The organism is Methylobacterium sp. EM32 (assembly GCF_040593685.1).
Classification (GTDB): domain Bacteria; phylum Pseudomonadota; class Alphaproteobacteria; order Rhizobiales; family Beijerinckiaceae; genus Methylobacterium.
This window is the reverse complement of the sequence record NZ_JBEXZS010000190.1, coordinates 1-26,472: the sequence shown is the minus strand read 5'-3', so window position 1 is coordinate 26,472 and position 26,472 is coordinate 1. Positions and strand designations below refer to the sequence as shown.

24 protein-coding genes and 1 pseudogene are annotated in these 26,472 nt (G+C 72.0%); 5 read left to right on the top strand and 20 right to left on the bottom strand.

Going from position 1 to position 26,472, the window contains the following annotated elements:
• Positions 1-3,514: pseudogene (locus ABZT49_RS25145) on the bottom strand (hypothetical protein); the annotation flags it as partial.
• Between the two features lie 438 nt (positions 3,515-3,952).
• On the opposite strand from ABZT49_RS25145, the gene ABZT49_RS25140 reads away from it, so the two are divergent.
• The 3 genes from ABZT49_RS25140 (at position 3,953) to ABZT49_RS25130 (ending at position 6,070) form a co-directional block, all read left to right on the top strand.
• Positions 3,953-4,270, top strand: coding sequence for an Hpt domain-containing protein (locus ABZT49_RS25140; RefSeq protein ID WP_355290040.1), 318 nt, complete (start codon positions 3,953-3,955; stop codon positions 4,268-4,270).
• Positions 4,271-4,434: 164 nt separating this feature from the next.
• Positions 4,435-4,755, top strand: a complete 321-nt coding sequence (locus ABZT49_RS25135; protein WP_355290038.1) for a 2Fe-2S iron-sulfur cluster-binding protein — start codon at positions 4,435-4,437, stop codon at positions 4,753-4,755.
• Positions 4,756-5,002: 247 nt separating this feature from the next.
• Positions 5,003-6,070: a methyl-accepting chemotaxis protein gene (locus tag ABZT49_RS25130; RefSeq protein ID WP_407943567.1), complete on the top strand. Its 1,068-nt coding sequence runs from the start codon at positions 5,003-5,005 to the stop codon at positions 6,068-6,070.
• Positions 6,071-6,074: 4 nt separating this feature from the next.
• Here the strand turns inward: ABZT49_RS25130 and ABZT49_RS25125 are convergent, their stop codons facing one another.
• The 4 genes from ABZT49_RS25125 to ABZT49_RS25110 all read right to left on the bottom strand — a co-directional run bounded on the left by ABZT49_RS25125 (position 6,075) and on the right by ABZT49_RS25110 (position 9,888).
• Complete coding sequence (locus ABZT49_RS25125) at positions 6,075-7,250, bottom strand: VWA domain-containing protein (protein WP_355290036.1); 1,176 nt, start codon at positions 7,248-7,250, stop codon at positions 6,075-6,077.
• A 32-nt stretch (positions 7,251-7,282) separates the two neighbouring features.
• Positions 7,283-8,179 (bottom strand): DMT family transporter, encoded by an 897-nt coding sequence (locus ABZT49_RS25120; RefSeq protein ID WP_355290034.1) that lies wholly within the window; start codon positions 8,177-8,179, stop codon positions 7,283-7,285.
• A 300-nt stretch (positions 8,180-8,479) separates the two neighbouring features.
• Positions 8,480-9,376: an oxygen-dependent coproporphyrinogen oxidase gene (gene hemF / locus ABZT49_RS25115; protein WP_355290032.1), complete on the bottom strand. Its 897-nt coding sequence runs from the start codon at positions 9,374-9,376 to the stop codon at positions 8,480-8,482.
• Between the two features lie 56 nt (positions 9,377-9,432).
• Positions 9,433-9,888, bottom strand: a complete 456-nt coding sequence (locus ABZT49_RS25110) for a tRNA (cytidine(34)-2'-O)-methyltransferase (RefSeq protein ID WP_355290030.1) — start codon at positions 9,886-9,888, stop codon at positions 9,433-9,435.
• A gap of 119 nt (positions 9,889-10,007) precedes the next feature.
• On the opposite strand from ABZT49_RS25110, the gene ABZT49_RS25105 reads away from it, so the two are divergent.
• Entirely contained in the window at positions 10,008-11,867 is a 1,860-nt protein-coding gene (locus ABZT49_RS25105) for an ABC transporter ATP-binding protein (protein WP_355290028.1), read from the top strand.
• Between the two features lie 302 nt (positions 11,868-12,169).
• Here the strand turns inward: ABZT49_RS25105 and ABZT49_RS25100 are convergent, their stop codons facing one another.
• From ABZT49_RS25100 to ABZT49_RS25045, 12 genes are all read right to left on the bottom strand, one after another.
• The gene (locus ABZT49_RS25100) at positions 12,170-12,682 is read right to left on the bottom strand and encodes a hypothetical protein (RefSeq protein ID WP_355290026.1); all 513 of its coding nucleotides are present in this window, start codon (positions 12,680-12,682) and stop codon (positions 12,170-12,172) included.
• Positions 12,679-12,906, bottom strand: coding sequence for a hypothetical protein (locus tag ABZT49_RS25095; protein WP_355290024.1), 228 nt, complete (start codon positions 12,904-12,906; stop codon positions 12,679-12,681). The genes ABZT49_RS25100 and ABZT49_RS25095 overlap by 4 nt, the downstream gene beginning before the upstream one ends.
• Positions 12,907-12,925: 19 nt before the next feature.
• Positions 12,926-13,927, bottom strand: coding sequence for a formate dehydrogenase subunit gamma (locus ABZT49_RS25090; protein ID WP_355290023.1), 1,002 nt, complete (start codon positions 13,925-13,927; stop codon positions 12,926-12,928).
• An 11-nt stretch (positions 13,928-13,938) separates the two neighbouring features.
• The gene (fdh3B, locus tag ABZT49_RS25085) at positions 13,939-14,535 is read right to left on the bottom strand and encodes a formate dehydrogenase FDH3 subunit beta (RefSeq protein ID WP_048442646.1); all 597 of its coding nucleotides are present in this window, start codon (positions 14,533-14,535) and stop codon (positions 13,939-13,941) included.
• Positions 14,536-14,546: 11 nt separating this feature from the next.
• Positions 14,547-17,489 carry a formate dehydrogenase subunit alpha gene (locus ABZT49_RS25080; RefSeq protein WP_355290021.1) on the bottom strand — a complete coding sequence of 981 codons (2,943 nt, stop codon included), beginning with the start codon at positions 17,487-17,489 and terminating at the stop codon, positions 14,547-14,549.
• 7 nt (positions 17,490-17,496) lie between these two features.
• The gene (locus tag ABZT49_RS25075) at positions 17,497-17,727 is read right to left on the bottom strand and encodes a formate dehydrogenase (protein WP_355290019.1); all 231 of its coding nucleotides are present in this window, start codon (positions 17,725-17,727) and stop codon (positions 17,497-17,499) included.
• Positions 17,728-17,778: 51 nt separating this feature from the next.
• Positions 17,779-18,387: a molecular chaperone gene (locus ABZT49_RS25070; RefSeq protein WP_407943566.1), complete on the bottom strand. Its 609-nt coding sequence runs from the start codon at positions 18,385-18,387 to the stop codon at positions 17,779-17,781.
• Positions 18,388-18,507: 120 nt separating this feature from the next.
• Positions 18,508-19,212 carry a DUF3306 domain-containing protein gene (locus ABZT49_RS25065; RefSeq protein ID WP_355290017.1) on the bottom strand — a complete coding sequence of 235 codons (705 nt, stop codon included), beginning with the start codon at positions 19,210-19,212 and terminating at the stop codon, positions 18,508-18,510.
• Positions 19,209-19,730 (bottom strand): DUF3305 domain-containing protein, encoded by a 522-nt coding sequence (locus ABZT49_RS25060; RefSeq protein WP_355290015.1) that lies wholly within the window; start codon positions 19,728-19,730, stop codon positions 19,209-19,211. Before ABZT49_RS25060 ends, ABZT49_RS25065 begins: the two co-directional genes overlap by 4 nt.
• Positions 19,730-20,737, bottom strand: coding sequence for a DUF6352 family protein (locus ABZT49_RS25055; RefSeq protein WP_355290013.1), 1,008 nt, complete (start codon positions 20,735-20,737; stop codon positions 19,730-19,732). Before ABZT49_RS25055 ends, ABZT49_RS25060 begins: the two co-directional genes overlap by 1 nt.
• Positions 20,737-21,294, bottom strand: coding sequence for a DUF6505 family protein (locus ABZT49_RS25050; RefSeq protein ID WP_355290011.1), 558 nt, complete (start codon positions 21,292-21,294; stop codon positions 20,737-20,739). The genes ABZT49_RS25055 and ABZT49_RS25050 overlap by 1 nt, the downstream gene beginning before the upstream one ends.
• A complete protein-coding gene (locus ABZT49_RS25045; RefSeq protein ID WP_355290009.1) occupies positions 21,291-21,956 on the bottom strand; it encodes a biotin/lipoate--protein ligase family protein in 666 nt (221 codons plus the stop codon). The genes ABZT49_RS25050 and ABZT49_RS25045 overlap by 4 nt, the downstream gene beginning before the upstream one ends.
• Positions 21,957-22,147: 191 nt before the next feature.
• On the opposite strand from ABZT49_RS25045, the gene ABZT49_RS25040 reads away from it, so the two are divergent.
• On the top strand, positions 22,148-24,127 hold the full coding sequence (locus ABZT49_RS25040; RefSeq protein ID WP_355290042.1) for a 4Fe-4S binding protein: 1,980 nt from the start codon (positions 22,148-22,150) through the stop codon (positions 24,125-24,127).
• A gap of 4 nt (positions 24,128-24,131) precedes the next feature.
• On the opposite strand, the gene ABZT49_RS25035 is transcribed toward ABZT49_RS25040, so the two are convergent.
• From ABZT49_RS25035 to ABZT49_RS25025, 3 genes are all read right to left on the bottom strand, one after another.
• Positions 24,132-24,596 (bottom strand): hypothetical protein, encoded by a 465-nt coding sequence (locus tag ABZT49_RS25035; protein WP_355290007.1) that lies wholly within the window; start codon positions 24,594-24,596, stop codon positions 24,132-24,134.
• 10 nt (positions 24,597-24,606) lie between these two features.
• Positions 24,607-25,047 (bottom strand): hypothetical protein, encoded by a 441-nt coding sequence (locus tag ABZT49_RS25030; RefSeq protein WP_355290005.1) that lies wholly within the window; start codon positions 25,045-25,047, stop codon positions 24,607-24,609.
• Between the two features lie 83 nt (positions 25,048-25,130).
• Positions 25,131-26,405, bottom strand: coding sequence for a c-type cytochrome (locus ABZT49_RS25025; RefSeq protein WP_355290004.1), 1,275 nt, complete (start codon positions 26,403-26,405; stop codon positions 25,131-25,133).
• Positions 26,406-26,472 lie beyond the last annotated feature (67 nt).

Sequence of the window (26,472 nt, the reverse complement as noted above, 5' to 3'; positions counted from 1 at the left end):
TGAGGGCGGCGGCGGCGGCCTCGGCTCGCTCGGCGAGGCCGGCGAGCGCGGTGCGCAGGGAAGCGTCGGCGGTCTCGGTCCGCTCGCCGATCAGGCGACCGGCCTCTTCCGCAGCGGCGACGAAGGCAGCGGCGGCCGTCGCGGTGCGGGTGTCGAGGGCGCCGGTGGCGCTCTCGGCGGCGAGAGCCAGGGCCGCGGACACGTCCTCGGCCTGACGCGTCAGATGCTCGACGGCATTGCGCAGGGTGGCGTCGGTCGTCTCGGTGCGCTCGGCCACGAGGCGGCCGGCTTCCTCGGCGGCGCGGGCGAAGGCTGAGGCCGCCGCCAGGGTGCGCGCGTCGAAATGCCCGGTCGCCTGCTCGGCGGCAGCGGCGATCGCCGAGGCGACCTCGTCCGCCCGCTCGGCCAGGCCCTCGACCGCACCCCGCAGGGTTTCGTCGGCGGCAGCGGCTCGCTCGGTGACGAGGCGGCCGGCCTCCTCGGCGGCGCGAGCGAAGGCGGTGGTGGTCGCGAGCGTCCGCGCGTCGAGGGCGCCGGTCGCCGTCTCGGCCGCAAGCCCGATCGCGAGCGCCGCTTCCTCGGCCCGGCCCGCCAGTCCGACCACCGCGCCGTGCAGCGCCGTGTCGGCCTCGCCCGCCCGCGTCCCGATCAGGGCGGCCGCTTCCTCCGCCACACGGGCGAAGGATGACGCGGCCTCGGCCAGACGCACCTGCAGCACCCCCGACGCCTCCTCGGCACCCTGCCGGAACGCCTCGACGCTCTCCGCCGTGCGCGCACCGACCGCACCCGTCGCCGTCTCGGTGGCGCGGCGCAGCACCTCGGCGGCCTCTTCCGCCCGCGCGCCCAGCTCGCCCGTCGTCGCCGTCGTCGCCTGCCGGAACAGCTCGGCCGCGGCCTGGCTACGGGCATCCAGCTCGGCGCCGGTGGTCTCCAGCGTGCGCCGGAAGATGTGCGCGACTTCCACCGTGCGTGTGCCGAGCGCACCCGTCACTTGCTCGGCGGTGCGGCGCATGATCTCGGCGGCCTCCGTCGAGCGGCCCTGGAGCGCGTCGCCGACGGTGTCGGCGGAGGCGGTGAGGGCAGCGGCGGCGGCCTCGGCCCGCTCGGCGAGGCCGGCGAGCGCGGTGCGTAAGGAAGCGTCGGCGGTTTCGGTGCGCTCGCCGATCAGGCGGCCGGCCTCCTCGGCAGCGACCACGAAAGCGGCGGCGGCGGCCGCGGTGCGGGTGTCGAGGGCGCCGGTGGCGCTCTCGGCGGCGAGGGCGAGGGCGGCGGAGACGTCCTCGGCCTGGCGGGTCAGGTGATCGATCGTGCCGCGCAGGGACTCGTCGAGGGACTGGGTGCGGGTCGCCAGGGTGCGGCCGGCCTCGTCGGCAGCGCGGGCGAAGGCGGTCGCGGCCTCCTCGGTCTGCTCGCCGACATGGCCGGTCGCGGCCTCGGCGGCGGCGCGGAAGCGCTCGGCCAGGGCGGCGGCGCGGGCGTCGAGATCGGCGCCGATCTCGTCCGCGGTGCGGCGCAGGGCGTCGCCGGCATCGGCGGTGCGGGCCTCGAAGCCGCCCTGGAGCGTGTCGGCAGCCAGGGCGAGCGCGGCCTGCGTCTCCCGGGTGCGCTGGTCGAGACCGTCGGCGAGGTCGCGGCTGCGGGTCTCGAAGGCGAGGCCGAGGCCGGCCAGCGCCTGGCCGATCCGGTCCTCGGCCTCGCCCGTCCGCTCGGCCACCAGGGCGGCGACGCGCTCGCCGGTCTGGTCCAGGCTGCGCTCGAGGCTGCCGCCATGGCCGACCAGCACCTCCTCGACGCGCCCGATCGTCTCCTCCAGGCGGGACGCGAGGTCGGCGCCGCGCACGCCCAGCGCCTGCGCCGCATCCTCGACGAGGGTCGAGAGGTCGTCGCGCACCTTCGTGGCGCGGTCGCCGAAGGCCGTGATGACCCCGTCGCTGGCGCGGGCGAGCCCGGCCTCGGCGGCGGCCGCCCGCGCCTCGATCGCGACCGCCACGCCGTTGCCGGCCTGCTCGATCTCCTCGCGCAAAGCGATGCCGCGGTCGGAGATGTGGGCCGCGATGGCGCTGCCCGAGGCGGCGAAGCGCTCGGTGATGGCGCTGCCGGTCTCGGCGAAGCGCTCGGTGAGGTCGCCGCCGCGGGCGAGGAAGCGCTCCTCCAGCCCCTGCGCCGAGCGCTCGAAGGTGTCGCGCACCTGGGCGCCCTCGCGGTTGAGGGCCTCGATCACCTCGGCCCCGGTCTCCGCCAGGGTGCGGGCGACGGTGCCGGCATTCTCCGCCAGCGTGCGGGTGAGGAGGCCGCCGGTGCGCTCGAACGCCTCCGTGACCTCGACCGCCCGCGTCTCGAGCGCGCGGCTGAGAGACTCGCCGACGCTGCCGAGATCGGTCTTCACGCCTTCGCTGGTGGCCATCAGGCGCTGGACGAGATCGTCGCCGCGGCCGGCCACGGCCTCAACCACCCGGTCGCCGGTGGCGGCGAGGGCGGCGGTGACCGCGTCGCCGCGATCGCCGATCGCCGCCGTGATCGCCTCGCCGCGAACGCCGAGTGCCGCGGTGACCCGCTCGCCGGCACCGTCGACAGCCGTCACGATCCGCTCGGCCGCGGTGTCGAGCTCCTGGGTCAGGTTCTGGTGCGAGCCCTGGATCGCGCCGCGCACCCGCTCGGCATTGGCGACGATGGATTCGCGCTGCGCCACCAGCTCCTCGACGAGGGAGCGGATGCGGATCTCGTTGTCCGAGTAGGCGCGCTCCAGGGTCGAGATCTCGCCGCGCACCAGGGTCTCAAGCTCGCCGGCCCGGGCGAGCGCCCGCTCGACGCCGTCGCCGACCGCCGCGACCTCGCGGCGGACCGCCTGCGACATGGTCAGGACCGCGTCGGTCGAGAAGCCCTCGGGCTCGGCGAGGCGGATCGCGACCTCGCCGACCGCGCGGGCGACGTGGCGCATCTCCTGGGCCCGCACCGCCAGCATCGCGGCGATGAAGAACAGCATCACCGGGGCGAGCACGGCGGCCGCACCCACCGCGCCCTGGAGGCCGCTGAGCCCGGCGGCGAAGCCGCGCAGGTCGCCGCCGGACTGGCTCCAGGCCAGCGCGGTGAAGCCGGCGAGCCAGGCGAGGGCGGCGACGCTCGCGACGAGGTAGGGCGCGCGCGACGGCTCGATGCGTAGGGTCTGCTGCAGGGCTCCGACGCTGCGGCGGTCGTCGTTGGCGACGAGGGAGCGGTCGGGCGGCAGGAGCCCGCCCTCGCGGCGGCCGTCACGGGAGGCGGGCAGGGGACTGCCGTCGAAACCGGGCTCGCGGGCGGCGCCGGCATTGCCCAGCGAGCCCGACAGGGGATCGGAGAGCGGATCGGAATCGTGCACGTCGGGCAGGCGGGGCTCGAGGCGGGCCCCATCGGCGTCCATCGCGCGGGTGTCGGGCGAGCGGGAATCCAGCCCCGCCGGATGGTCCAGGTTAAGGGCCTGCTCAATCGCCGACAGCGCCGCTTCCGCCGGATCCTTGAGCTTCTTTTCCGTCGCCATCGAACGCCCCGTTACGCCGTGAACGCCGCCGGGCGGCCCGTTGAGGCCGCCGCGCCGCATCATCCCCGAGATTCCGCGAAACCCGCGCCGTGCCGCCAGCCGACGCGATCTCAGCGGTTTACCACGAGAACCTTAGACGCAAGGAGTACCAGCCGGATACCCGGACCGCGCCAACCCTCCCAAAAAGCTTAACGGAATGGTTACCATGTGTCCGGCGCGCCGCGGCGGAAGCCGCTATCCTGCCGCAGAATCTCGGCTTTGCCGGCGGGAGGGCGGGTGGGAACGGAGGGTGAGCACGCTGTGGACAGACTTCCACCGGATCCGCCGGAACCTCTGTCGCCCACAGCCGCGCGGGGTCCGTGACCTTGCGTCCGGTCCAGGCTTGAGGAATTTGGTCCGCACCCTTCCCGCCCGAACCGGGCCAGCGTGAGACCCCGGATGGAGCCGCTCCTCGACCGCGAGCACCTCGACCGCCAGACCTTCGGCGACGCCGACCTCGCCCGCGAGGTGCTGGGGCTGTTCGCCGGCCAATGCGACCGGCTGATCCCCGGACTGACCGATCCGGACCTGGCGCCCGAGTCCCGGGCGGACCTCGCCCACGCCCTCAAGGGCTCGGCCCTCGGGGTCGGCGCCGCCCGGGTGGCGGCCCTCGCCGGGCGGCTCGAATCGGCTCTGCGGGACAACGATGCGGAAACAGCGCGCGACGTAGGGTCGGCGCTGGGACAGGCCGTGCGCGAGACCCTGGCGCTGCTCTGAAAGCCTCCGGCCGCGGCCTGAGGCGCCGAGCAGCCCGCCCCGCTGCGGCGCGTGTGCCGCGCGACGCACGGCGCGCTTGCATTCCGGGGCGGCAGCCGCCAATCAGACCGCGCCGCGTCGTTACGTCCGATCCGCGGCCGCGCTCGAGGCTTCCGGAGTCCCAGATGGTCCAGATCACCTACGTCGATGCCGCCGGCACGCCCCGCACCGTGAAGGGCGAGGCCGGATCGACCGTGATGGAGACCGCGATCCGCAACAACGTGCCGGGCATCGACGCGGAATGCGGCGGCGCCTGCGCCTGCGCGACCTGCCACGTCTATGTCGGCGAGGAATGGGCGGAGGCCGTCGGCCCGGCGGAGCCGATGGAGCAGGACATGCTCGACTTCGCCTCGGATGTGCGGCCGAGCTCCCGCCTGTCGTGCCAGATCCGCCTCAAGCCCGAGCTCGACGGTCTCACCGTCACCACCCCGGCCCGCCAGGGCTGAGGTGCCGGGGGCGGCCGACACCCTTCATTCCGCAGAGGAACGGAGCGCCTCGACCGGAGCCGGACGGCGCGCAAGCCCGACACAAGTCCCGCCCGCAGGACGACAACCCGCGCGGGACTGATCCGGCAAGCAGCCTAGACCGCGTCAGCCACGTACTTTCTTAAGCATCGTTGTTCGAAGATCGCGACCGACATCCGGGACCGGAGCCCGGATCGGGAGGCGCGACGTGACGAACTTGGCCCGACGCATGGGCAATGGACGCATGGGCAACGAGCAGGCCGAGACGGGCTGCGCCCTGTCGGACATCGCCGCCGCGGCGATGACCCTGCGCCAGGCCGCGCACGACAAGACGCAGCGCATCCGCCAGATCACCAGCCAGGTGAAGATGCTGGCCTTGAACGCCCGCATCGAGAGCAGCCGGGTCGGCGAGCACGGGCGCGGCTTCACGGTCGTGGCCAACGAGGTCGGAGCCGTCGGCGAGGCGATCGCCGGCCTCGCCCGGGAGCTGGAGGCCGATGTCGACGGGCGCATCGTCGGGCTGCAGGAGCAGGTCTCCCGGCTGGTGACCCGGGCGCAGGGCGAGCGCCTGATCGACCTCGCCCTCAACGCGGTGGAGCTGATCGACCGCAATCTCTACGAGCGGACCTGCGACGTGCGCTGGTGGGCGACCGATGCCGCCGTCGTGGCCTGCGCGGCGGAACACAACCCTGCTACGGCGGCCTTCGCCGAGAAGCGGCTCGGCGTGATCCTGTCGGCCTACACGGTCTATCTCGATCTCTGGCTGTGCGACCTCGACGGGCGCATCCTCGCTACCGGCCGGCCCGACCGTTTCCCGGGCCTGCGCGGCACGAGCGTGGCGCAGGAGCCCTGGTTCCGGCAAGCCACCGCGCTCGCCTCGGGCGACGCGTACAGCGCGGCCGACATCCGGACGGAGAGCCGCCTCGGCGGCGCTCAAGTGGCGACCTACTGCGCCAGCGTGCGCCGGGACGGCGAGGCCGCGGGCCAGCCTCTCGGCGTGCTGGCGATCCATTTCGACTGGGAGCCGCAGGCCCGCGCGATCGTCCAGGGCGTGCGGGTCACGCCCGAGGACCGCGCCCGCACGCGGGTGCTGCTCGTGGATGCCGCGCACAGGGTGATCGCCGCGAGCGACGGCGCCGGCCTCCTCACCGAGCGGCTGGGCATCGACCTTGCCGGCCCGGAGAGCGGCGTCGTGCCGACGACGGGCGGCCGGGGCCTCGTCGCCTACCACCGCACGCCCGGCTACGAGACCTACCGGGGCCTGGGCTGGTACGGGGTGATCGTGCAGGGGACGTGAACGGTCAGCGCAGCAGCGCCCGCGTCGCCTGGTCGATCCCCTCCAGCGTCAGCGGGTACATCCGGTCGGAAAAGATCTGCCGGATCATCGCGTTCGACTGCGAGTAGCCCCACTGCGCCTGCGGCACGGGGTTGAGCCAGGCCACCTTCGGGAAATGGGCCAGCACCCGCTCGAGCCAGACCCGCCCGGACTCCTCGTTCCAGTGCTCGACCGAGCCACCCGCCATCGCGATCTCGTAGGGCGACATCGCCGCGTCGCCGACGAAGACCACCCGGTAATCGGACGGGTAGGTGCGGATCACGTCGAGGAGCGGCGTCGCTTCCGTGTGGCGCCGACGGTTCTCCTTCCACACCTTTTCGTAGAGGCAGTTGTGGAAGTAGAAGTGCTCGAAGTGCTTGAACTCCGAGCGGGCCGCGGAGAAGAGCTGCTCGGCCAGCTCGACGTGCCAGTCCATCGAGCCGCCGACATCCAGGAACAGCAGCACCTTGACGGCGTTGCGCCGTTCCGGCCGCAGGCGGAGATCCAGCATGCCGTGGCGAGCGGTCTCGCGGATCGTGCCGTCGAGGTCGAGTTCCTCCGCCGCCCCGGTGCGGGCGAAGCGGCGCAGGCGCCGGAGCGCGAGCCGGATGGTGCGCGAGCCCAGCTCCGCCGAATCGTCGAGGTCCTTGAAGGTGCGCTGGTCCCAGACCTTCACCGCCCGGAAGTTGCGGTTGCCGTCCTGGCCGATGCGGATGCCCTCCGGGTTGGCGCCGTAGGCGCCGAAGGGCGAGGTCCCGCCCGTCCCGATCCATTTCGAGCCGCCCTGGTGGCGCCCCTTCTGCTCGGCCAGCCGCTGCTTCAGGGTCTCGAACAGCTTGTCCCAGCCGAGCGCCTGGATCTGCGCCCGCTCCTCCTCGGTGAGGTACTTTTCCGCCAGCTTGCGCAGCCACTCCTCGGGGATGGCTTGCGGCTCCACCGCCTCACCGAGGGTGACCACGCCCTTGAAGACGCGCCCGAACACCCGGTCGAACTTGTCGAGGTTGCGCTCGTCCTTCACCAGGGCGGTGCGGGAGAGGTAATAAAAATCCTCCACCCGCCGGTCGGCGAGGTCGCGGTCGAGGGCGTCCAGCAGGGTCAGGTACTCGCGCAGCGAGACCGGGACCTTGGCGGCGCGCAGCTCGGTGAAGAAGGTCAGCAGCATGGCGCCGATCAACGCGCCAGGGCGCCGATTGGTCAAGCCCCCTCGGGCTGGACGGACGGGTCCCGTCGCCGCGCCTCTGCCGCGAGGTTCCAGACGATGCCGCCGACGATCAGCCCGGCGCCGACGAACAGCCACGGATCGAGGGGCTCGCCGTAGAGGCGCCAGCCCAAGAGCGCGATCAGCGGGATGCGCAGGAAGTCGAGGGGCATGACCAGGATGGCGTCGCCGCGGCGATAGGCGCTGGTCAGGCACCAATGCGAGGTGAGCCCGGCGATGCACAGCATCGCCAGCGCCAGCCCGTGCCGCCCCTCGAAGGCCTGGGCCGGCACCGCCGGAAAGATCCGTCCGGCCACGAGGTTAAGGGGTAATTGGATCAAGTTCATCCAGAACAGGATCGACAGCACGCTCTCGGTCCGGGTCAGCGCCTTGGTGGCGACCGCGGTCAGAGCGAACAGGATGGCGGCGCCGAGCACCACCAGGCTCGCCGGCTGCAACGCCGCGACGCCCGGCCGGAGGACCACCAGCACGCCGAGGAAGCCGAGGGCCACTGCGGCGACCCGGCTCGCGGTCAGCCGCTCGCGCAGGATCAGGACGGCGAGCAGCGTGACCCAGGCCGGCGTGGTGAATTCGAGGGCGAAGACGACGGCCAGCGGCAGCATCGTGACGCCCAGCGACCAGGCGTAGTTGCCGCCCCAATGGACGAGGTTGCGGGCGAGGTGCAGGTGCAGCCGCCGTGGGGCGAGCGGCCGGCGGCGCATGAGCGCGACCAGGCCGACGATCGCCACCCCGGCCCCCGCCCGGGCCGCCAGGATGTCGAACAGCCCGAGGGCCGGCGCCACCTCGCGCACGGCGACGGCGGTGGCCGAGAAGGAGAGCAGGGCGCCGGCCATCCAGAGGATGACGGCGGCGAGGTTGGGGAGGGGTTTCACCAGCGTGGCCTGGATCAGCGGCGAGGCGAAGCGGCGGGGTCGATCGGGCGACCCGCCGACGCGTGTTCCACCCTCCGCGCCATCCCGAGGCCGCGCAGCGGAACCCGGGATCCATCACCGCCGACGCTTGAGGACGAAGCGGAACGCGATCCGCCAGGTCCTGGAGCATCAGCGGTAATGGATCCCGGGCTCTCGGCTTCGCCGAGCCCCGGGATGACGCTGAGGGTGGTAAGAACGCCCGTGAAACCGGCCGCCGCGGCCGGACAGGTGTTCAGGTCTTCGTCGGCCCTCATCGTGCGGTCACGGCCAGCGCACCGTCGGCGGCATCGAGGACAGGATCGACGCGACGTTGCCGCCGGTCTTCAGGCCGAAGATCGTGCCGCGGTCGTAGAGCAGGTTGAACTCGACGTAGCGGCCGCGGCGCACCTGCTGCTCGTGGCGGTCGGCCTCGGTCCAGGGCGTCTCGACGTTGCGCCGCACGATCTCCGGATAGACCCCGAGGAAGGCGTCGCCGACCTCGCGGGTCAGCGCCAGGTCGGCGGCCGGATCGCCGGTCCAGTGGTAGTCGTAGAAGATGCCGCCGATGCCGCGCGGCTCGTTGCGGTGCTTGAGGTGGAAATACTCGTCGCACCAGGCCTTGTAGCGGGCGTAATCCGCGGCAGGGTGCTTGCCGCAGGCCGCCTCGAAGGCGGCGTGAAAGGCGATCGTGTCCGGATCGGTCTGCGTGCGGCGGCGGTCGAGGAGAGGCGTCAGATCGGCCCCGCCGCCGAACCACGTCTTCGTCGTCACGACGAAGCGGGTGTTCATGTGCACGGTCGGCACGTGCGGGTTCCACGGATGGGCGATCAGCGAGATGCCGGTGGCGAAGAAGCGCGGATCCTCCGCCGCCCCCGGGATCTGGCCGCGGAATTCGGGGGCGAACTCGCCGTGCACCGCCGAGACATGGACGCCGCACTTCTCGAACACCCGGCCGCGCAGCATCGCCATGGTGCCGCCGCCGCCCGGCGCGCCGGAATGGTCCCGGCGCTCCCACGGCGTGCGCTCGAACCGGCCCGGCCCGCCGGCTTCGGGATCGAACGGCCCGGTCGCCTCCTCCTCCAGCCGCTCGAGGGCGGCGCAGATCCGGTCGCGCAGGGTGGAGAACCAGGTGGTCGCCTCGGTCTTGAGCGCGGCGATGTCGGGAGCGGCGTCGGTCATGGCCTTCTCATCCCATACCGGCGGGCGCGGGCCAAGATGCCAGGCAGTCGAGGCCTTCAGACGGCGCCGAGCTGGCGCAGTCCCTCGCCGAGAATCATCCCGGCCGCCACCGCCACGTTGAGCGAGCGCATCCCCTCCCGCATCGGGATCGCCACCCGGGCCTCGGCATCGGCGTGGACGGCGTCGGGCACCCCGGCCGATTCGCGCCCGACCATCAGGCAATCGCCGTCCCGGAAGGCGTGCGCCGTGTAGGGCACGGATCCGCGGGTGGTGGCCAGCACCAGCCGGATCCCGGCCTGCCAGCGCCAGACGTCGAAGGCGGCGTAGGAGCGGTGACGGGTGATCGCGACGTGGTCGAGATAGTCGAGGCCGGAGCGGCGCAGGTGCCGGTCCGAGACGTCGAACCCCGCCGGCTCGATGATCTCGACGGCGACGCCGAGGCAGGCGGCCAGCCGCAGCATCGTGCCGGTATTCTGCGGGATGTCGGGCTGGTAGAGGGCGAGGCGCAGCATGGGTCCGGAAGCATCAGGGCGATGCCCCGTCATACGCCGGTCTCGGGCCTGCGGCATCGCCCCCCGGTTGGCGGGATCCCACCGCCGCATAGCTGAGAGCCCATCACCCCGGAGCCCGCATGTTCCTCGACTGGCTCGAGCGCCGCATCGATCCCTTCACCCCCTTCGAGGAGGCGAGGCGCCCGCCCGACACGGTGGCGGGCTTCGCCTGGTTCTACCTGCGGCCGGTGCGGGGGCCGCTCGCGGTGCTGTTTTGCGTCGCGCTCGCCGCCGGCAGCGTCGAGGCATCGCTCTACCTGCTGATGGGCTGGTTCGTGGACATCCTGGCCCGGTCCGGGCCCGAGACCCTGTGGCGCGACCACGGCATCGGGCTGATGCTGGCCGCCGCCCTGATCCTGGTGGTGCGCCCGGTCCTCGCCTGGCTGCACGAGGCGATCTCGAACCAGCTCGTGGTGCCGCAGACCACCGGGCTCATCCGCTGGCGCACCCATCTCTACACGCTGGGCCACGCCCTGTCGTACTTCCAGGCCGACTTCGCCGGGCGGCTCGCCAACCGGGTGACGCAGGTCGGGGTGGCGGTGCGCGAGCTCGCCATCGTGGTCATCGACACGCTGCTCTACGTGGCGATCTTCGCCGTCACGGCGGTCAGCTTGTTCGGCTCGATCAGCCTGTGGCTGATGCTGCCGGTCGTCGTGTGGATCCTCGCCTATGCGGGGCTGACCACCTACTTCGTGCCGCGCGCCCGGGTGCGCTCGCTCAAGGTCGCCGACACCCGCTCGGTCCTCATCGGGCGCATCGTCGACAGCTACACCAACATCCTGACCGTCAAGCTGTTCGCCCGCGACCGCGAGGAGCGCTCGGCGGTGCGCAGCGCCACGATCGACCACACCGACGCCTACCTGCACTCGTTCCGCCTCGTCACCGCGGTCACCGGCACGCTCTCGCTCCTCAATAGCGGCCTCATCGTCGCCACCGCCGGGGTGGTGCTGGCCCTGTGGTCGCGCGGGCAGATGACGACGGGCGAGGGTGCGGCGGGTCTCGCCCTGGTGCTGCGGCTGATCGCGATGTCGGGCTGGGTGATGCAGACCGTGCGCGGGCTGTTCGAGCATATCGGCGTGGTGCAGGAGAGCATGCAGACCATCGCCTTACCCCATGCGCTCACCGACCGGCCGGGATCCCGCGACCTCGCGGTGACGGGCGGCGCAGTGGCGTTCGAGGGCGTGAGCTTCCATTACGGCCGGGAGGACGCCGGAATCATCGAGGACCTGAGCTTGCGGATCGCGCCGGGCGAGAAGGTCGGGCTGGTGGGCCCGAGCGGGGCGGGCAAGACCACCCTGACCTCGCTGCTCTTGCGTCTGCACGACCTCGAAGGCGGGCGCATCCTGATCGACGGGCAGGACATCGCGGAGGTGACTCAGGCCTCCCTGCGCCGCCAGATCGCCGTGGTGACGCAGGACACTTCGCTCCTGCACCGCTCGATCCGCGACAACATCGCGTATGGCCGCGAGGACGCGACCGAGGCCGAGATCGTGGCGGCGGCGCGTGCCGCCCACGCCGACGCCTTTATCCGCGAGCTGACCGACCACAAGGGCCGCGGCGGCTACGACGCCCAGGTCGGCGAGCGCGGCGTCAAGCTGTCGGGCGGCCAGCGCCAGCGCATCGCCATCGCGCGGGTGATCCTGAAGGACGCGCCGATCCTGATCCTCGACGAGGCGACCTCCGCCCTCGATTCGGAGGTCGAGGCGGCGATCCAGAGCTCCCTCGACCGGCTGATGCAGGGCAAGACCGTACTCGCCATCGCCCACCGCCTCTCGACCATCGCCGCCCTCGACCGGCTGGTGGTGCTGGATCGCGGCCGGATCGTCGAGGAGGGGCGGCACGCCGACCTCGTGAAGTCCGGGGGGCTCTATGCGCGCCTGTGGGCGCGGCAATCCGGGGGTTTCCTGGGAGAGGACGAGGAGCGGGCGGCGGCAGAGTAGACGAGACGGGGTTTGCGGTCTGACGACCGTCTGCACCATTGCGCTGGGAATAATCCGCTGGCCGTCTGATATCGTGAACGTGCTTCGTTCGCCCGACAGTACTGCCAACCTCCGCGTCATTCCGGGGCCGCGAAGCGGAGCCCGGAATCCAGACACTCAGGTCACGGAGAAGGAAGCGGAACAGTCTCCGCTTGATCCTGGACCCTCCGCGGTTCTGGATTCCGGGCTCCGCTCCGCGGCCCCGGAATGACCCTGTGGGTGTGAGAACCGCCGAAGAGCGAGTGAAACAGTTCGCTGCGGCTTCACTGCTGCGCAAAGAACTTCGGATCGAGCGCCGACAAGGCCAGCAGCGGTGCCGGCATCACTACGCCCGCCTTGCGCATCGCCCGCGCGGCGGCGCGGCAGGCCTGGATGTCGTTGGCCCCGGCCGCCGCGTCGACCTGCGCCACCTGCTCCGGGCTCGGCCCCTTCTGCGCCGGCGCGCCGCTCGGCGCGGGGGCGGCCTGGGACTGGGCTTGCGCCTGTCCCTGCGGCCCCGACGCGCCGGGTCCGGTCTGCGCCACCGGGCCGCTCAGGCCCGATTTCTGCTGCGTCTCGCCGGCGCCGCTGTTCGGCAGCTGCGCCGCGCCCTTGTCGGGGGCCTGGACGGCAGCGGGGGCCGGCTGGGCCGGTGCGGACGCCGGGGCGTCCGGCGCCTTCGGATGCACGAAGGCGACGAGTTCCTGGCACAGGTTCGCCGGCTGCCCGGCGGCCTGCACGGCGCCCACCGAGACGGCGAGGCCGGCGGCGGCGAGGATGATGCTGGTGCGGCTCACGACCCCGCCTCCGCCTTGTGCCCGGCAGGCTTGTGGCTTCCCTGCCCGGGCTCCTTGATGTCGCCGGTCCAACGCGGGCCGACGAGGTTGGTGCCCGGATCCGAGACCCGGGCGCCGGAGGTGGCGAAGGCCTGGTAGGCGAAGCGCTGGTTCTCGGCGAGCAGGAAGCTCGCCGCACTCGCCAGGACCACCGCCGCCACGACGGCGATCAGGAAGGCTTTCATCGCTGTCTCCGCCTCTCGACTATTCCGCCGGAACCTGACCACGGCCGAGCTGCGGCCCGCTCGCGGTCTTGGCCTGCTGCTCCTTGACCCATAGGTCGTGGTGGACCTTGGCCCAGGCGAGATCGACCTCGCCGCTGCCCATCGCGTCGTAGGCGCCCTCCATGCCGAGCGAGCCGATATAGATGTGGGCCAGGATGCCGGCGATGAACACCACGCCGATCAGCGAGTGGATCACCTGCATGATCTGCATCCCGTTGATGTCGGTGAAGGCGAACGGGAAGATCATCATCAGGCCGGTGGCGCCCATGGCGAAGCCGAAGCCGACCACCATCCAGAACACCATCTTCTGGCCGGCATTGAAGCGGCCGGCGCTCGGATGGGCGTCGCCGAGGAGGCCGCCGCCCTGCTTGAGCCAGATCCAGTCGATCTTTCCCGGGATGTTGTCCTTGATCCACAGCACCAGCATGAACAGCACGCCGAGCATGAACGGCCAGGCGAGGTAGATGTGGGCGTACTTGCCGTATTGGGCGAGCGTGGCGAACGCTTCCGGTCCGATCAGCGGCATCAGCAGCCGCTTGCCGAAGATGTAGTTGAGGCCCGACAGCGACAGGATGATGAAGCAGGTCGCCGTCATCCAGTGCGAGAAGCGCTCGAAGCTGTTGAAGCGCAGGATCTTGCGCCCCGACTCCTCGCTGTGCTCGAGGCGGATGCGCCCGCGGGTGAAATAGAACAGGCCGAGCGCGGCGATCATGCCGAGCACGGCGAGCGCGCCGATCCACGGCAGCCAGGATTCGCGGAACTCGCGCCATTCCCGCCCTTGAGGCTGGATCAGGTTGGCGGCGGTCGGGTTCGGGATCGAGATCCGGCCGTGGATCTTCGGGTCCTGCTTGAACAGCATCTCCTCATTGACCGAAGAGGCGGTCGGGTTCGGGGCGCCGTCCGGCGCGCGCACCTGGGCGCCGGCGGGGCCCGCCAGCATCAGGGTCGCCGCCACGAGGGCGATGGAGGTCAGCCTGCGCATCGGCACTCTCCTCAGATCGCGATCGTCTCGCGGTAGGCCGTCTTCCAGCCCCACGCGCCCGAGCCGTAGCCGCGCTTGATCACCCGCTCCTTGTAGATCTGGGCGATCATCTCGCCGTCGCCGGCAAGCAGCGACTTGGTCGAGCACATCTCGGCGCAGAGCGGCAGCTTTCCCTCGGCCAGGCGGTTCGAGCCGTACTTCTCGTACTCGGCGACCGAGAGGTCGACCTCCGGACCACCCGAGCAGTAGGTGCACTTGTCCATCTTGCCGCGGGAGCCGAAATTCCCGACCCGCGGATATTGCGGCGCGCCGAACGGGCAGGCGTAGAAGCAGTAGCCGCAGCCGATGCACAGGTCCTTGGAGTGCAGCACGACGGCGTCCGCCGTGGTGTAGAAGCAGTTCACCGGGCACACCGCCGCGCAGGGCGCGTCAGTGCAGTGCATGCAGGCCATCGAGACCGAGCGCTCGCCGGGCTTGCCGTCGTTGAGGGTGATGACCCGGCGACGGTTAATGCCCCACGGCACCTCATGCTCGTTCTTGCAGGCGGTGACGCAGGCGTTGCACTCGATGCAGCGGTCCGCGTCGCAGAGGAACTTCATTCTGGCCATGAGGATCCCCCTTACGCCGCGCTGATCTGACAGAGGGTCACCTTGGTCTCCTGCATGCCCGTCACGGGATCGAAGCCGTAGGTGGTGACGGTGTTGACGCTCTCGCCGAGCACCACCGGGTCGGCGCCCTTCGGGTAGAAGTCGCGCATGTCACGCCCCTGGAACCAGCCCGAGAAGTGGAACGGCGCCCAGGCCACGCCCTTGGCGACGCGGTCGGTGACGAGGGCCTTCACCTTGGCCTTCGCGGCGTTCTCCGGGCCGTAGACCCAGACGAACTGGCCGTCCTTGATGCCGCGCTCGGCGGCGTCCTGGGTGTTGACCTCGACGAACATGTCCTGCTGCAGCTCGGCGAGCCAGGGATTCGAGCGGGTCTCCTCGCCGCCGCCCTCGTATTCGACGAGGCGGCCCGAGGACAGGATGATCGGGAACTGCTTGGCGATGCCGCGGTCGACCGCCGCCTTCTGCACCGAGAAGCCGACATTCGGCATGCGGAACTGCCGCTCGTCGGGCCGCGTCGGGTACTTGGCGACGAGGTCGGGACGGGGCGAGTAGATCGGCTCGCGGTGGACCGGCACCGGGTCGGGCAGGTTCCAGGCATTGGCCCGGGCCTTGCCGTTGCCGAACGGGATCACGCCGTGATCGAGGCAGACCCGCTGGATGCCACCCGACAGGTCGGTGGCCCAGCTGACCGCGTCCGGGTTGTTGCCGCCGATCCGCTGGATCGTCGCGAGCTCGTCCGCCGTCAGGTCCTTGTCCCAGCCGAGCTTGCGGAACACCCCGAAGGTGAATTCCGGGTAGCCGTCGGTGAGGTCGGAATCCTTGGTGAAGGAATCCTCCGCCAGCAGCGTCTGCCCGTTGCGCTCGGTGCCGAACCGCGCCCGGAAGGTGCTGCCGCCCTCTTTCACGTGGAGCGACGTGTTGTAGAGGATGTGGGTGCCCGGATGCTTCAGCTCCGGCTTGCCCCAGCACGGCCACGGCAACCCGTAATAGTCGCCGCCGACCTCCGGATCGTCCTTCGGCGCCCGCAGGGTGACGAGGTCGAACTTGTGCTGGTTCTTCATGTGCGCCTTGAGGCGCTCGGGGCTTTGCCCGCAATAGCCGGTCGACCAGCCGCCGCGGTTGATCTCCCGCAACAGGTCCTCGGCCGACGGCACGCCGTCCACGACCTTGATGTTCTTGAACAGCGAGTCGGCGAAGCCGAGCTTCTGGGCCATCCGGTAGATGACCTCGTAGTCGTTCTTCGACTCGAAGGCCGGCTTTACGACCTGCTCGCCCCATTGCAGCGAGCGGTTCGAGGCCGTGCGCGACCCGTCCATCTCGAGCGAGGTGCAGATCGGCAGGAGGTAGGTGTTGTCCCGGCGCGCATCCATCGCCGCGAAGGTGGTCGGGTGCGGGTCGGCGACGACAAGCAGCTCCAGCTCGGCCATGCCCTTCACCGCCTCGGGCATCCGGGTCACGGTGTTGCCGCCGTGGCCGAACACCATCATGGCCTTCAAGGGCGTGCGCTGGTCGACCTGGTCGGCCGGCAGGCTCACCGCGTCGAACCACCGGGTCGAGGTGAGACCGGGGGTCTCCATGTTCTCCTTGCGCGAGCGGGCCTTGCGGCCGGCGCTGGCGGGCACCTCGTCGAAGCGCGACTGCAGCCAGTCGTACTCGACCTCCCAGACCCGGGCCCAGTGCTTCCAGCCGCCCTCGACGAGGCCGTAATAGAGCGGCAGCGTCGTCACATCGAGGCCGAGATCGGTCGCGCCCTGGACGTTGGTATGGCCGCGGAAGATGTTGGCGCCGGTGCCGGGCTTGCCGACGTTGCCGGTGGCGAGGCACAGGATGCAGAGCGCCCGCACGTTGGCGGTGCCGACCGTGTGCTGGGTCGCGCCCATGCACCAGATCAGCGTCGCGGGCTTCTCCTTGGCGAAGAGCTCGGCGACGCGCTTCAGCTGCTCGCCCGGCACGCCCGACACCCGCTCGACCTCGTCGGGCGTCCACTTGGCGACTTCCTTGCGGACGTCGTCCATCGCGTAGACGCGGCTCTCGATGAAGGCCTTGTCCTCCCAGCCGTTCTGGAAGACGTGCCAGAGGATGCCCCAGATCACCGGGATGTCGGTGCCGGAGCGGATGCGGACGTACTCGGTCGCGTGGGCGGCGGTCCGGGTGAAGCGCGGATCGATGACGATCATGTTGGCGCGGTTGATCTCCTTGCCCGACAGCACGTGCTGCATGGAGATCGGGTGCGCCTCGGCGGGGTTGCCGCCGAGGATGATCATCGTCTTGGCGTTGCGGATGTCGTTGTAGGAGTTGGTCTGGGCGCCGTAGCCCCAGGTGTTGGCGACGCCCGCTACCGTGGTCGAGTGGCAGATGCGGGCCTGGTGGTCGACGTTGTTGGTGCCCCAATAGGCCGCGAACTTGCGGAACAGGTACGAGGCTTCATTCGTGAACTTGGCCGAGCCGAGCCAGTAGACCGAATCGGCACCGTTCTTGTTGCGGATCGCCTGGAGCTTGTCGGTGATCTCGGTGATCGCCTGATCCCAGGAGACCCGCTGCCACTCGCCGTTCACGATCTTCATCGGGTAGCGCAGGCGGCGGTCGCTGTGGACGAGCTCGCGGATCGCCGCACCCTTGGCGCAATGCGCCCCGCGGTTGATCGGGCTCGCCCAGGACGGCTCCTGGCCGACCCAGACGCCGTTGACGACCTCGGCCGTCACCGTGCAGCCGACCGAGCAGTGGGTGCAGACGTTCTTGCGGATCACGGCCTGGGCCGGATCGGCGGACGAGCCGGCGGCCTGGGCCGGGCGCACCGCGCCGAGCCGCACCGTGCCGAGCACGGCCAGCCCGCCGGCGGCCAGCCCCGATTTCCGCAGGAAGCCGCGGCGGTCGAGGGTGTGGGCGGTCAGGCCCGCGGCGAGGGCCTGGTGGCTGCCGCGGCCCGCCACGCCGTTCCTGCGCTTGGTCAGCATGCCGGTCTCACTTCTTCAGCGTCTCGTAGCCGTTGGTGCGATAGAAGGCCTTGACGTGGTCGGTCTCGCGGTAGCGCGACCGGGTCTCGGCAGTGCCAGGGTCGTAGGCCTTCGCCTCGGTGGGCGTCAGCGGCACGGAGGCGACCGCGGCCGCCGCCGCGGCGGTGCCGCCGCCGAGCGCGCGGAAGAATTGCCGCCGTCCGAGGCCGTCCTTCTTCGTGTCGTCGTCCTGCCGCATCGCGGCCCTCCCTTATATATCCGGATCCCGGTCCTCACGCCGCCGAGGGACTTACGCCTCGATGGCGAAGGCCTCGGCCTCGACCGTCGTGAACACCTCGCCGAGTTCGCCGACGGCCCGGTAGAACGGCGTGGCGGCCTGCGCCGCAACGTCGGTAAAGAAACGCCCGATCCACGGTTTCAGATGCCGCTCGAAGAAGCGATGATCGGCATCCGGCTCCGCCGGCAGGCGCCGCCCCGCCAGAGTCGCCATCACCTCGAGCAGGGTGGCGGCATGGTCCTCCGGCTCGCTCGAGCCCGGATCCCGCTCCAGCCCGAGCGCGGCGAGGTCCTGGCGCACCCGGGCCAGCGGCCGCTCGTTGAGGAAGCCGGTGAGGTAGTAGGAGGCGTAGGGCATGATCAGCCCGCGCCCAACGCCGACGAACAGCGCGAAGTAGTCGCGCCCGACGGCACGCGGGTCGGCCTCGCGGGCGGCGCGGCCAAGGGCGGCGTGGGCCTGGCCGAGCGGCGAGGCGTCGCCGTCGAGCCCTTGCAGGCCGGCGAGCAGGTCCGGCGCCGGCGCGCGGCCGAGCAGGGCCGCCAGGAGGTCGTATTCCTGGGCGCGCAGAGCGTCGATCTCGTCGGTCGGACCGGGGCCCTGGTTCACCATCACCTCGCGCAACGCGGCGTCATCACCGGGGGCTGCCGACGCTCGGTTTCCTCCTTCATTTGGAGGATGCGGCGCCCCGTGGCCGGCACCATACCGGGGAATCCATGGCGCACAATTCTACTTTCTAACGCTTCAAATCGGTATCGCCCCGCCATGACGTCGCAGGCGGGGCGGGGAGGGGGGTGGCTCGGGCTCCGCTACCGGTTCGCGATCGTCAAGTGAAAGACGCGGGATCCCCTCTCCCGTGTGGGAGAGGGGTAGGGGTGAGGGTGGCGACGGTGCAGGATCAAACTCCAGATTCTCCGCTGCCAGCACGACGCTCTCAGCCTCACACTGAAGCGCGCCACCCTCACCCCCAACCCCTCTCCCACACGGGAGAGGGGGGCTGCTGGCGCTTAACTCGTCATGGTCGGTGGTATCCGGAGCTTTCGCCTCCTCCCCACCCCCGAACACCCGCTCCACCACCGCCCGCACCTCCTCGGCGGAGATCAGGCCCCCGGTGCCCGGCACCCCGCCCGGCGTGTTCCAGTCGTAGGCGTATTCCCGCGCCTCGCTGACGAAGTCGCGGATCGCCGGATCGACCGACCACATCCGGCGGAGCGCCGCGTTGCGCAGGGCCCGCGGCACGCCGGCGCGCAGGAACGGCGTCAGGTCGGTCGCGGCGGTCAGCGCGTTGAGGGAGGGAAGCTGCGCCAGTTCGTCGGGCGTGAGACCGGGCTCCTCCCCGGGCGGGACGGAAGCGGGCTCGATCGGCACGATCTCGGGCGCGGCCTCCGCCGGCCGGCGCGCCTCGTCGCGCTTGCGCCGCGACCAGCGGGCGAGGAAGCCGTCGCTCACGGCTCCTCCGGGCGGCGGCGCCCGCCGGCTCCCTGATGGGCTCCCTGGCGCGCCAGGGCCTCCGGATCGGCCCGGTCGCGCTTGCGCTTGTGAAAGACTCGCTCGACGTGGAACGCCCGGTAGAACGCCCCGACCTCGGCCTGGATCTCCGGCGGCATCGGTACCGCCTCGACGATCTCGCCGATGCCCTCGGCCAGCGACTCGCCCTCGTAGGGGTCGGCGGTCACGGTCGCGACGGCGTAGGTCTCAGGTGCCGTCTCGCGCAAGGCGACCCAGAGCGAGGGCTGTGCCGCCGCGAGGTTGTCGCCGTAATGCGCGGTCTCCGCCGGGTGCAGCTCGATCTCGTAGGCACCGGCATAGAAGGTCTCCTCGTCCTCGGAGGCCGAGAGGCGGGTCCAGGGCGCGGTGCCGGGCAGACCCGGCAGCACGGCGACCGGCAGCCAGGCATGGCTCGCCCACGGGCCCTTCAGCCGGCGCTTGGCGACGACGACCCCGACGGAGATCAGCTGCGTGCTCATCAGGCTTCTCCCGAATGGATAACGGGAAGGCCCGCGATCAGGTTCTGCGGCTTCATCGTCACCAGCCGGTCGGGCGTCATGGCCAGCAGCAGGTAGACCGGCCGGTCGCCGACGCGCGGATCGGCCCGGCCGGAATCGAGGATGCGGAGCCTGAACAGGGCGATCACCCGCTCGGAAGCGGCGGGCTCGACAGCCTCGCCGCGCCACAGGGCGTTGCCGATCCGCGTGCCCTCCTGGTCGAGGCCGACGAACCAGCGCCAATCCTTATCCTCGATCGCCGGAAGGGGGGCGACCTCGACCTCGACTGCCAGCAGGTGACGCACGAAGGCCTCGATCGCCCGCGCCAGCCCCTCGCGGCTCCTCGGGTCCGAGCCGAGGTTGAGTGCCATGCTGAAGGCGTCCGACCGGCTCCAGTAGGTCCAGGCATTGTCGGTGGTCAGGACGTCGAGCTCGGAGACCGGCTCGCGCCCGAGCATCGCAACGAGCGGCGATTGTCCGCGCGAGCCCTCCGCCTCGTCGATCAGCTCGGCATCGGCCAGCAGCAGCGCCCCGTCGGTCACGGAGGCCCGCTGCGGGCGGAAGAACAGCTCGGCGGCGCGCAAGGTGAAGGGGTCGTCGCAGCCGTCGAGGGCGTTGCGCAGGATCAGGTGGACGAGTTGGTTGAGGAACAGGATCGGGGTGCCGGCGCTCCCGCGCCGGACGAGGTCGAGATAGGCCGCCTCGAGGTTACGGGCGGCGAGCAGCCGGTCGCGGAAGGCCAGGATCATCTCCCAGTTCTCGCGCGCGTCGGCATCCGCCAGGGCCGCGATCTCGGTCGGCGGCACCGGCCGGCGGGGATCGGCGAGCAAAGCGGCGTGGAGCGCCCGCTCCGCCGAGCAGGCCTCGTCCGGCGGCACCAGCTCGGGCCGGGCGAGATAGGCGAGCAGCAACTCGTCGGTGACGACGAGCCCGCCGCCCGCGTCGCGCCGGGTGAGGTGGTGGCCGCTCGAGACCCAGAACTCGGTCATCACGGTTTTCCGCTGAGGAGCCCGGCGAGGTCGACCCGCTCCTCGGGCTCCTCGTCGGTCTCGTAGAAATCGAAGGCGCGGGCATAGGCGTGGCGCCGGTCGGATCCCGGCACCGCCCCCTCCCGCGGGCGCAGGGCCCGGAAGCGCTCGCGGATCCCGCCGTCTTCCAGCGTGCGGTGCAGCGCCAGCACCGTGCCGACCGGGGGGGCGCAGAGCGATTCGGCCACCGCGATCTCCTCGCGGGCGGCGGCGAGCGCGCTTAGCAAGTCCGGCGCGCCGAGGCGGGCCTGGAACTGGGCGGCCAGCGCCTCGGTCGCGGCCTCGCGCTCGGGCTCGCTCGCCTCGCTCACCACCACCAGGGTCGAGAAGCCGAACGACTCGATGCCGAGGAAGCCGGCCCGGAACGCCGCCCGCTCCTTGCCGGCGAGCGCCGCCGGATCGCGTTCGAGGAACAGGAAGCTGCCGGTCACCGCCCACTCGCCGGGCGGGGCGGCGACAGGGAAGACCAGGGTGTCGGAGGGGTCGAGCCGCAGGGTGCGGGGGAGCTTGAGGCTCACAGGCGCGGGCCTCCCCGATCCGGATCGTACCAGCCGGTCCCGTCGAGGCGGAGCAGGGCGGGATCGCCGTCGAGGTGATCGCGGGCCCGCGCCAGCGCGGAGGCGGGGCCGTCCTCGGCCCAGAGCGAGAGCCCGCGCAGGAGGTGGCGGGCGAAGCTCTCGACCAGCGCGTCGGCGCCGGCCTCGAAACCCTCCTCCTCCAGCGAGGTCGAGCCCGGGGTGTGGCCGGGATCGCCCGCCTCGCGCTTCCAGGCGATCAGCATGGCGGAGAAGACCAGCCAGTCCGGCACCGCGTCCTCGGCACACGCTTCAGGCCAGGCCAAGCGCCCACCGCCGAGGCGGGCACGGTCGAAGAACAGGGTGCCGGCCGCGTTCAAAGTCAGCGGCTTGTCGGGCGGGGCGTGGCTGCCCACCGCCTCGGCGAGCGCCGTGAGGCCGACGAGCCCGACGAGGCGGGCGGTCGCCAGCGGCTCCTCGGGCGCCAGCACCACCGCGACCTCGACGGTACCGGGCCGGGCCCCGACCACCAGGGTGCCGGCGGCCTCCTCGTCGCCCACAGCGAGCGCGCAGGCCCGGTCGTGCGCCGTCCCGGCAGGGTCTGACAGACGCAGGGGCCGGAAGGCGGGCGGCAGCATCAGGCCGGAGGGTTCCGCGAGAATCATGAGGGAGATGGCGTCGCCTGCGCGCACGTGTCGAGTCGTTCTTTTTAACGGCTCGTATATAGCGCTGGACCGGTGAACAAGGGGCATGACGCCCCAGGGGGCGGCGCCCGGCATGGCCCGGGCCGCGCGCCCGGTCGGAGACGCGTGTGGTGTCGGATCGGATCGTGATCGCCTGTTCCTGCGAGGGCAGCATGCCCCTCGACACGGCGGCGATCGGCAAGGCCTGCGGCGGCGGGTTGCAGACGGGCGACCAGTTCTGCGGCCGCGAGCTGGAGCGGGTGCGGACCGCGATGGCGTCGGAGATGCCGGTCACGGTGTCCTGCACCCTCAAGGCGCCGCTCTTTTCCGAGGTGGCGGAGGAGATGGGCGCCGAGGACCGCGTCGCCTTCGCCAATATCCGCGAGACGGCCGGCTGGTCGGCGGAGGCTGCGGCCGCGGGACCGAAGATGGCGGCTCTGCTGGCCGCCGCCGCCGAGCCGGTGCCGTCCCCGACGAGCGTGAGCTTCGAGAGCCAGGGCGTCGCCCTGGTCTACGGTCGCGACGAGGTCGCGATCGAGGCCGCGCAGCGCCTCGCCGACCACCTAGACGTCACGGTGCTGCTCTCCCGCCCCGGCGAGGTGGCGCCGCCGCGCAATGGCGAGATCCCGGTGCTGAAGGGCACCGTGCGGGGGGCAACCGGACATCTCGGCGCCTTCAGCCTGGCGATCGACGACACCGCCCTGCCGCTGCCCTCGTCGCGGCGGGTGCTGGCCTTCGGGCCGGCCCGGGACGGGGCGACCTCGACCTGCGACATCGTCGTCGACCTCACCGGCGGCGCGCCGCTCTTCCCGGCGCACGAATTGCGCAGCGGCTATCTCCGGGCCGATCCCCGCGACCCGGCGGCGGTGGAGCGGGTGCTGTTCGAGGCCTCCCACCTCGTCGGCACCTTCGACAAGACCCGCTTCGTCGACTTCCACGCCGAGCTCTGCGCCCATTCGCGCTCGCGCATCACCGGCTGCACCCGCTGCCTCGACGTCTGCCCGACCGGGGCCATCGCGCCCGCCGGAGACCACGTCGCCATCGACCCGCACGTCTGCGCCGGCTGCGGCTCCTGCGCCTCCGTCTGCCCGACCGGGGCCGCGGCCTACGCCCTGCCGCCGGCCGACGCGCTGATGCGGCGCCTGCGCACCCTGCTCGCTGCGTTCCACAAGGCGGGCGGCACCGCCCCGGTGCTGCTGATCCACGACGAGGCGCACGGCGCACCCCTGATCGACGCGCTTGCCCGCTTCGGCGACGGCCTGCCGGCGGACGTGCTGCCGGTCCCGGTCAACGAGGTGACGCAGGTCGGCCCCGAGGCGATCGCTGCCGCGCTCGCCTATGGCGCGGGCGGGGTGCGGTTCCTCGTCCGGGACAAGCCCAAACATGACATCGCGGCCCTCGTCCGCAACGCCGCCCGATTCGACGCGGTGGCGCAGGCCCTCGGCTACGGGCCGGCGGAGGGCGGCGCGGTCGTCTCGCTGATCGAGACCGACGATCCGGATGCGCTCGGCACCGCCCTGAGCACCGGCGCCCGCGGCACGCCGGCGCCGGTACCGTCGGGCTTCAGGCCAGACGGCGAGGTGCGCGGCGTCCTGCGCTTCGCGGTCTCGGAGCTGCACCACGCCGCGCCGCGCCCGGTCGACCGGGTGCCGCTCGATGCCGGCGCGCCCTTCGGCGGCCTCGACGTCAAGGCGGAAGCCTGCACCCTCTGCCACGCCTGCGTCGGCGCCTGCCCGACGGGGGCGCTCGCCGACGATCCCGACCGGCCGCGCCTGACCTTCGCCGAGAGCGCCTGCGTGCAATGCGGCCTGTGCGCCGCGACCTGCCCGGAGGACGCGATTGCCCTCGTGCCGCAGCTCGACTTCGCCGCCTGGGCGGCCCCGCGCCGGGTCGTCAAGGAGGAGGAGCCGTTCGATTGCATCGCGTGCGGCAAACCCTTCGGCACCCGCAGCACCATCGAGCGGGTGATCGGCCGGCTGCAGGACCGGCACTGGATGTTCGCCGGGCCGGCGGGCGAGCAGCGGATCAAGGCTCTAATGATGTGCGATACCTGCCGGGTCTCGCACGTCCTCAACCAGGGCTTCGACCCGCACACGGCGGACGCCAACCGGCCGCGGACCTCGGAGGATTATTTTCGGGCGCGGGAGGGGTGAGGGGTCACGCCCGGAGTTCGCCGGCGATCTGGTACAGGTCGTCGATGACGACCGGGACGTCGATCCCGGTCGCCAGCTGCGAGCCGTGCGCGATACCGTTGCGCCAGCCGTAGTAACGGATCGTCCGGCGGTAGGCGTCGGAGGCGACGTTGAGCCGGTCGAGCACGAGCGCCGCCCGGTCCTCGAACTTCGCCCGCATGCTCTCCGGATCATGCGCGTCCCAGGCGCGGCGATCCTCCCAGCGGATGCTGCTGCGACGGGTGCGGACCGCGAGTTCCGCGACCCGGTTGATCTCGGCCTCGAGCTGGCCCCAGGCGAGGATGAAATAGGCGGAATCGTTGATCCGTCGCTTCTGCGCGATGCGATCGATGAGGGCGGTGTCAGCCGCCTCCCGGGCCTGCGCGAGCTGCGCGGTGAGACTGCTCGCGATCTCCGAGTAGACGGCGGCGATGGCCGCCAGTTCCCGCATGGAAGGCTCCCTACGCCATCGCCGTGGCGAGCGCCGCCTGCGAGAGGGGCTCGGCGGCGAGGCGATCCAGGGCGGGAGCGATCGTCCAGCGCGGCGTCTCGAAGAGCCCCGCCCGATCGAGGATCAGGAACCGGCCGCTGCGCGTGGACAGATCGAGCCGGCCGTTCACGCCGATGATCCACAGGCCATCGGGAACGAAAGCGGCGACCTCCGCTCCCGCATCGGAAAGGCGCAGGATCGGCAGCCGCACCGGCGGCACGCCGTATGCGCGCATCATCTCCTCGTTCATTACGGTCGTGTCGCCCCGGCTGACGCAGAGATGCGGGAACCAATCGGCGACCTGGCGATAGAGATCGTCGATCCGCGCCCGCCAGTCGTCGATCCGTGCGCGTACATGATCTGCGTCGAGGGCGACACCGTCGCCCGTTATCTCTTCGATGACGCTCAGCATGACGATCTCCAAGGCCCACTGTCCCGCCCGCGCGGTATCCTGTCAACGCGCGCATCCGGTCACCCCTTGTTTTCAGGCCAGCCTCACCGCGTCGCCGTCTCCAGGAACCGCACCAGGGCCGCCCGGTCCTCGGCCGCAGTGATCGTCTGCTCCGGCATCTTGGTGCCGGGGGTGAAGCGAGCGGGGCCGACCTCGAACAGGCGGGAGACGGTCTCGGGCGTCCAGACGATGTCGAGCCGCCGGAAGGCCGGGGAATAGGGGTAGTCCGGCAAAGCCGCGATGCGGCGGCCGAACACGCCGTGGAGGGTCGGCCCGGCCCGGTTGCCGCCGTCGGGGGTCAGGGTGTGGCAGGCCTCGCAGGCGCGAAAGACCTCCGCGCCCCGGTCGCCGGCGAAGGCCGCCAGCGGGTCCGCCGGGCGGGCGATGGCGAGCGGGCCGATCGGCTCGCCGGTGCGCAAGTCCCAGCGCCGCACCAGCCGGTCGCCGCCGCCGGTGACGAGTTCCCCGGTGCCGCGGAAAGCCAGCGACCAGACCGGCAGGCCGGGCCCGACCAGGGTGAGCCGCACCCGCGCCCCGGCCCGGTCGACGACAGCCACCGCGCCGCCGACCGTCGCGGCGGCGAGCGTCCGCCCGTCGGGCGAGAGGGCGAGGGCCACCACCGGCCGCGGGCCGATCTCGAGGCGCGCGCGGGTCGTGCCGTCCGGCCGCAGCAGGGACAGGGTGCCGTCGGCGCCCGCCGCCGCGATCTCGCCGTCGGGGGCCGCCGCCACGGCGTTGACCGGCGCCTCCAGTTGCACCGAGAGCGGGGGACCAGCCTCGGGCCAGATCCGCACGGTCGCGTCGTAGCCCGCGGTGACGAGGCGCCCGTCGGGCAGGAACGCGACGCCGTTGACGTTGCCCTGGTGGCCCTGCCGCACCAGCGCGGGACCGCCGTCGAGGGGCGTGATCCGGGCGGTGCCGTCCCAGGAGGAAGAGGCGATCCGGCTCCCATCCGGCGCCACCGCGAGGCCGGAGACCGGGCCGGCATGGGTCGCGAGGATCCGCTCGGGCGCGACGCCCTCGCGCCAGAGGGCGACGCGCCCGTCCTCCCCACCGGTGACGAGCCCGCCATCGGGCAGGAGGGCGACGGCGTTCACCGCCCCGTCATGGACCCGCAGCACCCGGAGCGCCGCCCCGTCCTCGACCGACCACAGGATCGCCGAGGCATCGAAGCTGCCGGAGAGCGCCCGGCTCCCGTCCGCCGTCACGGCGAGCGCCCGCACGGGACCGCCATGGCCGCGCATCGGCGCCTCGGCGCGGGCCGCGACGGGAAGGAGGCTCAGGAGAGCGGCGAGGGCGAGGCGGAGGAGAGCGGGCATGCGGCACAGTCCGGGCGGGGAGCCCCCCGGATCTACGCGCCCGGGTCCCGGGCCGGGAAGGGGCCGG

Coding starts and splice junctions, on each gene's coding strand:
- fdh3B (WP_048442646.1), bottom strand. CDS start 14,535: ATGGCCAGAATGAAGTTCCTCTGCGACGCGGACCGCTGCATCGAGTGC.
- ABZT49_RS25090 (WP_355290023.1), bottom strand. CDS start 13,927: ATGCGCAGGCTGACCTCCATCGCCCTCGTGGCGGCGACCCTGATGCTG.
- ABZT49_RS25130 (WP_407943567.1), top strand. CDS start 5,003: ATGGGCAATGGACGCATGGGCAACGAGCAGGCCGAGACGGGCTGCGCC.
- hemF (WP_355290032.1), bottom strand. CDS start 9,376: ATGACCGACGCCGCTCCCGACATCGCCGCGCTCAAGACCGAGGCGACC.
- ABZT49_RS25060 (WP_355290015.1), bottom strand. CDS start 19,730: ATGAGCACGCAGCTGATCTCCGTCGGGGTCGTCGTCGCCAAGCGCCGG.
- ABZT49_RS25135 (WP_355290038.1), top strand. CDS start 4,435: ATGGTCCAGATCACCTACGTCGATGCCGCCGGCACGCCCCGCACCGTG.
- ABZT49_RS25110 (WP_355290030.1), bottom strand. CDS start 9,888: ATGCTGCGCCTCGCCCTCTACCAGCCCGACATCCCGCAGAATACCGGC.
- ABZT49_RS25025 (WP_355290004.1), bottom strand. CDS start 26,405: ATGCCCGCTCTCCTCCGCCTCGCCCTCGCCGCTCTCCTGAGCCTCCTT.
- ABZT49_RS25080 (WP_355290021.1), bottom strand. CDS start 17,489: ATGCTGACCAAGCGCAGGAACGGCGTGGCGGGCCGCGGCAGCCACCAG.
- ABZT49_RS25035 (WP_355290007.1), bottom strand. CDS start 24,596: ATGCGGGAACTGGCGGCCATCGCCGCCGTCTACTCGGAGATCGCGAGC.
- ABZT49_RS25045 (WP_355290009.1), bottom strand. CDS start 21,956: ATGATTCTCGCGGAACCCTCCGGCCTGATGCTGCCGCCCGCCTTCCGG.
- ABZT49_RS25125 (WP_355290036.1), bottom strand. CDS start 7,250: ATGCTGCTGACCTTCTTCACCGAGCTGCGCGCCGCCAAGGTCCCGGTC.
- ABZT49_RS25095 (WP_355290024.1), bottom strand. CDS start 12,906: ATGAAAGCCTTCCTGATCGCCGTCGTGGCGGCGGTGGTCCTGGCGAGT.
- ABZT49_RS25140 (WP_355290040.1), top strand. CDS start 3,953: ATGGAGCCGCTCCTCGACCGCGAGCACCTCGACCGCCAGACCTTCGGC.
- ABZT49_RS25030 (WP_355290005.1), bottom strand. CDS start 25,047: ATGCTGAGCGTCATCGAAGAGATAACGGGCGACGGTGTCGCCCTCGAC.
- ABZT49_RS25055 (WP_355290013.1), bottom strand. CDS start 20,737: ATGACCGAGTTCTGGGTCTCGAGCGGCCACCACCTCACCCGGCGCGAC.
- ABZT49_RS25105 (WP_355290028.1), top strand. CDS start 10,008: ATGTTCCTCGACTGGCTCGAGCGCCGCATCGATCCCTTCACCCCCTTC.
- ABZT49_RS25040 (WP_355290042.1), top strand. CDS start 22,148: ATGCCCCTCGACACGGCGGCGATCGGCAAGGCCTGCGGCGGCGGGTTG.
- ABZT49_RS25075 (WP_355290019.1), bottom strand. CDS start 17,727: ATGCGGCAGGACGACGACACGAAGAAGGACGGCCTCGGACGGCGGCAA.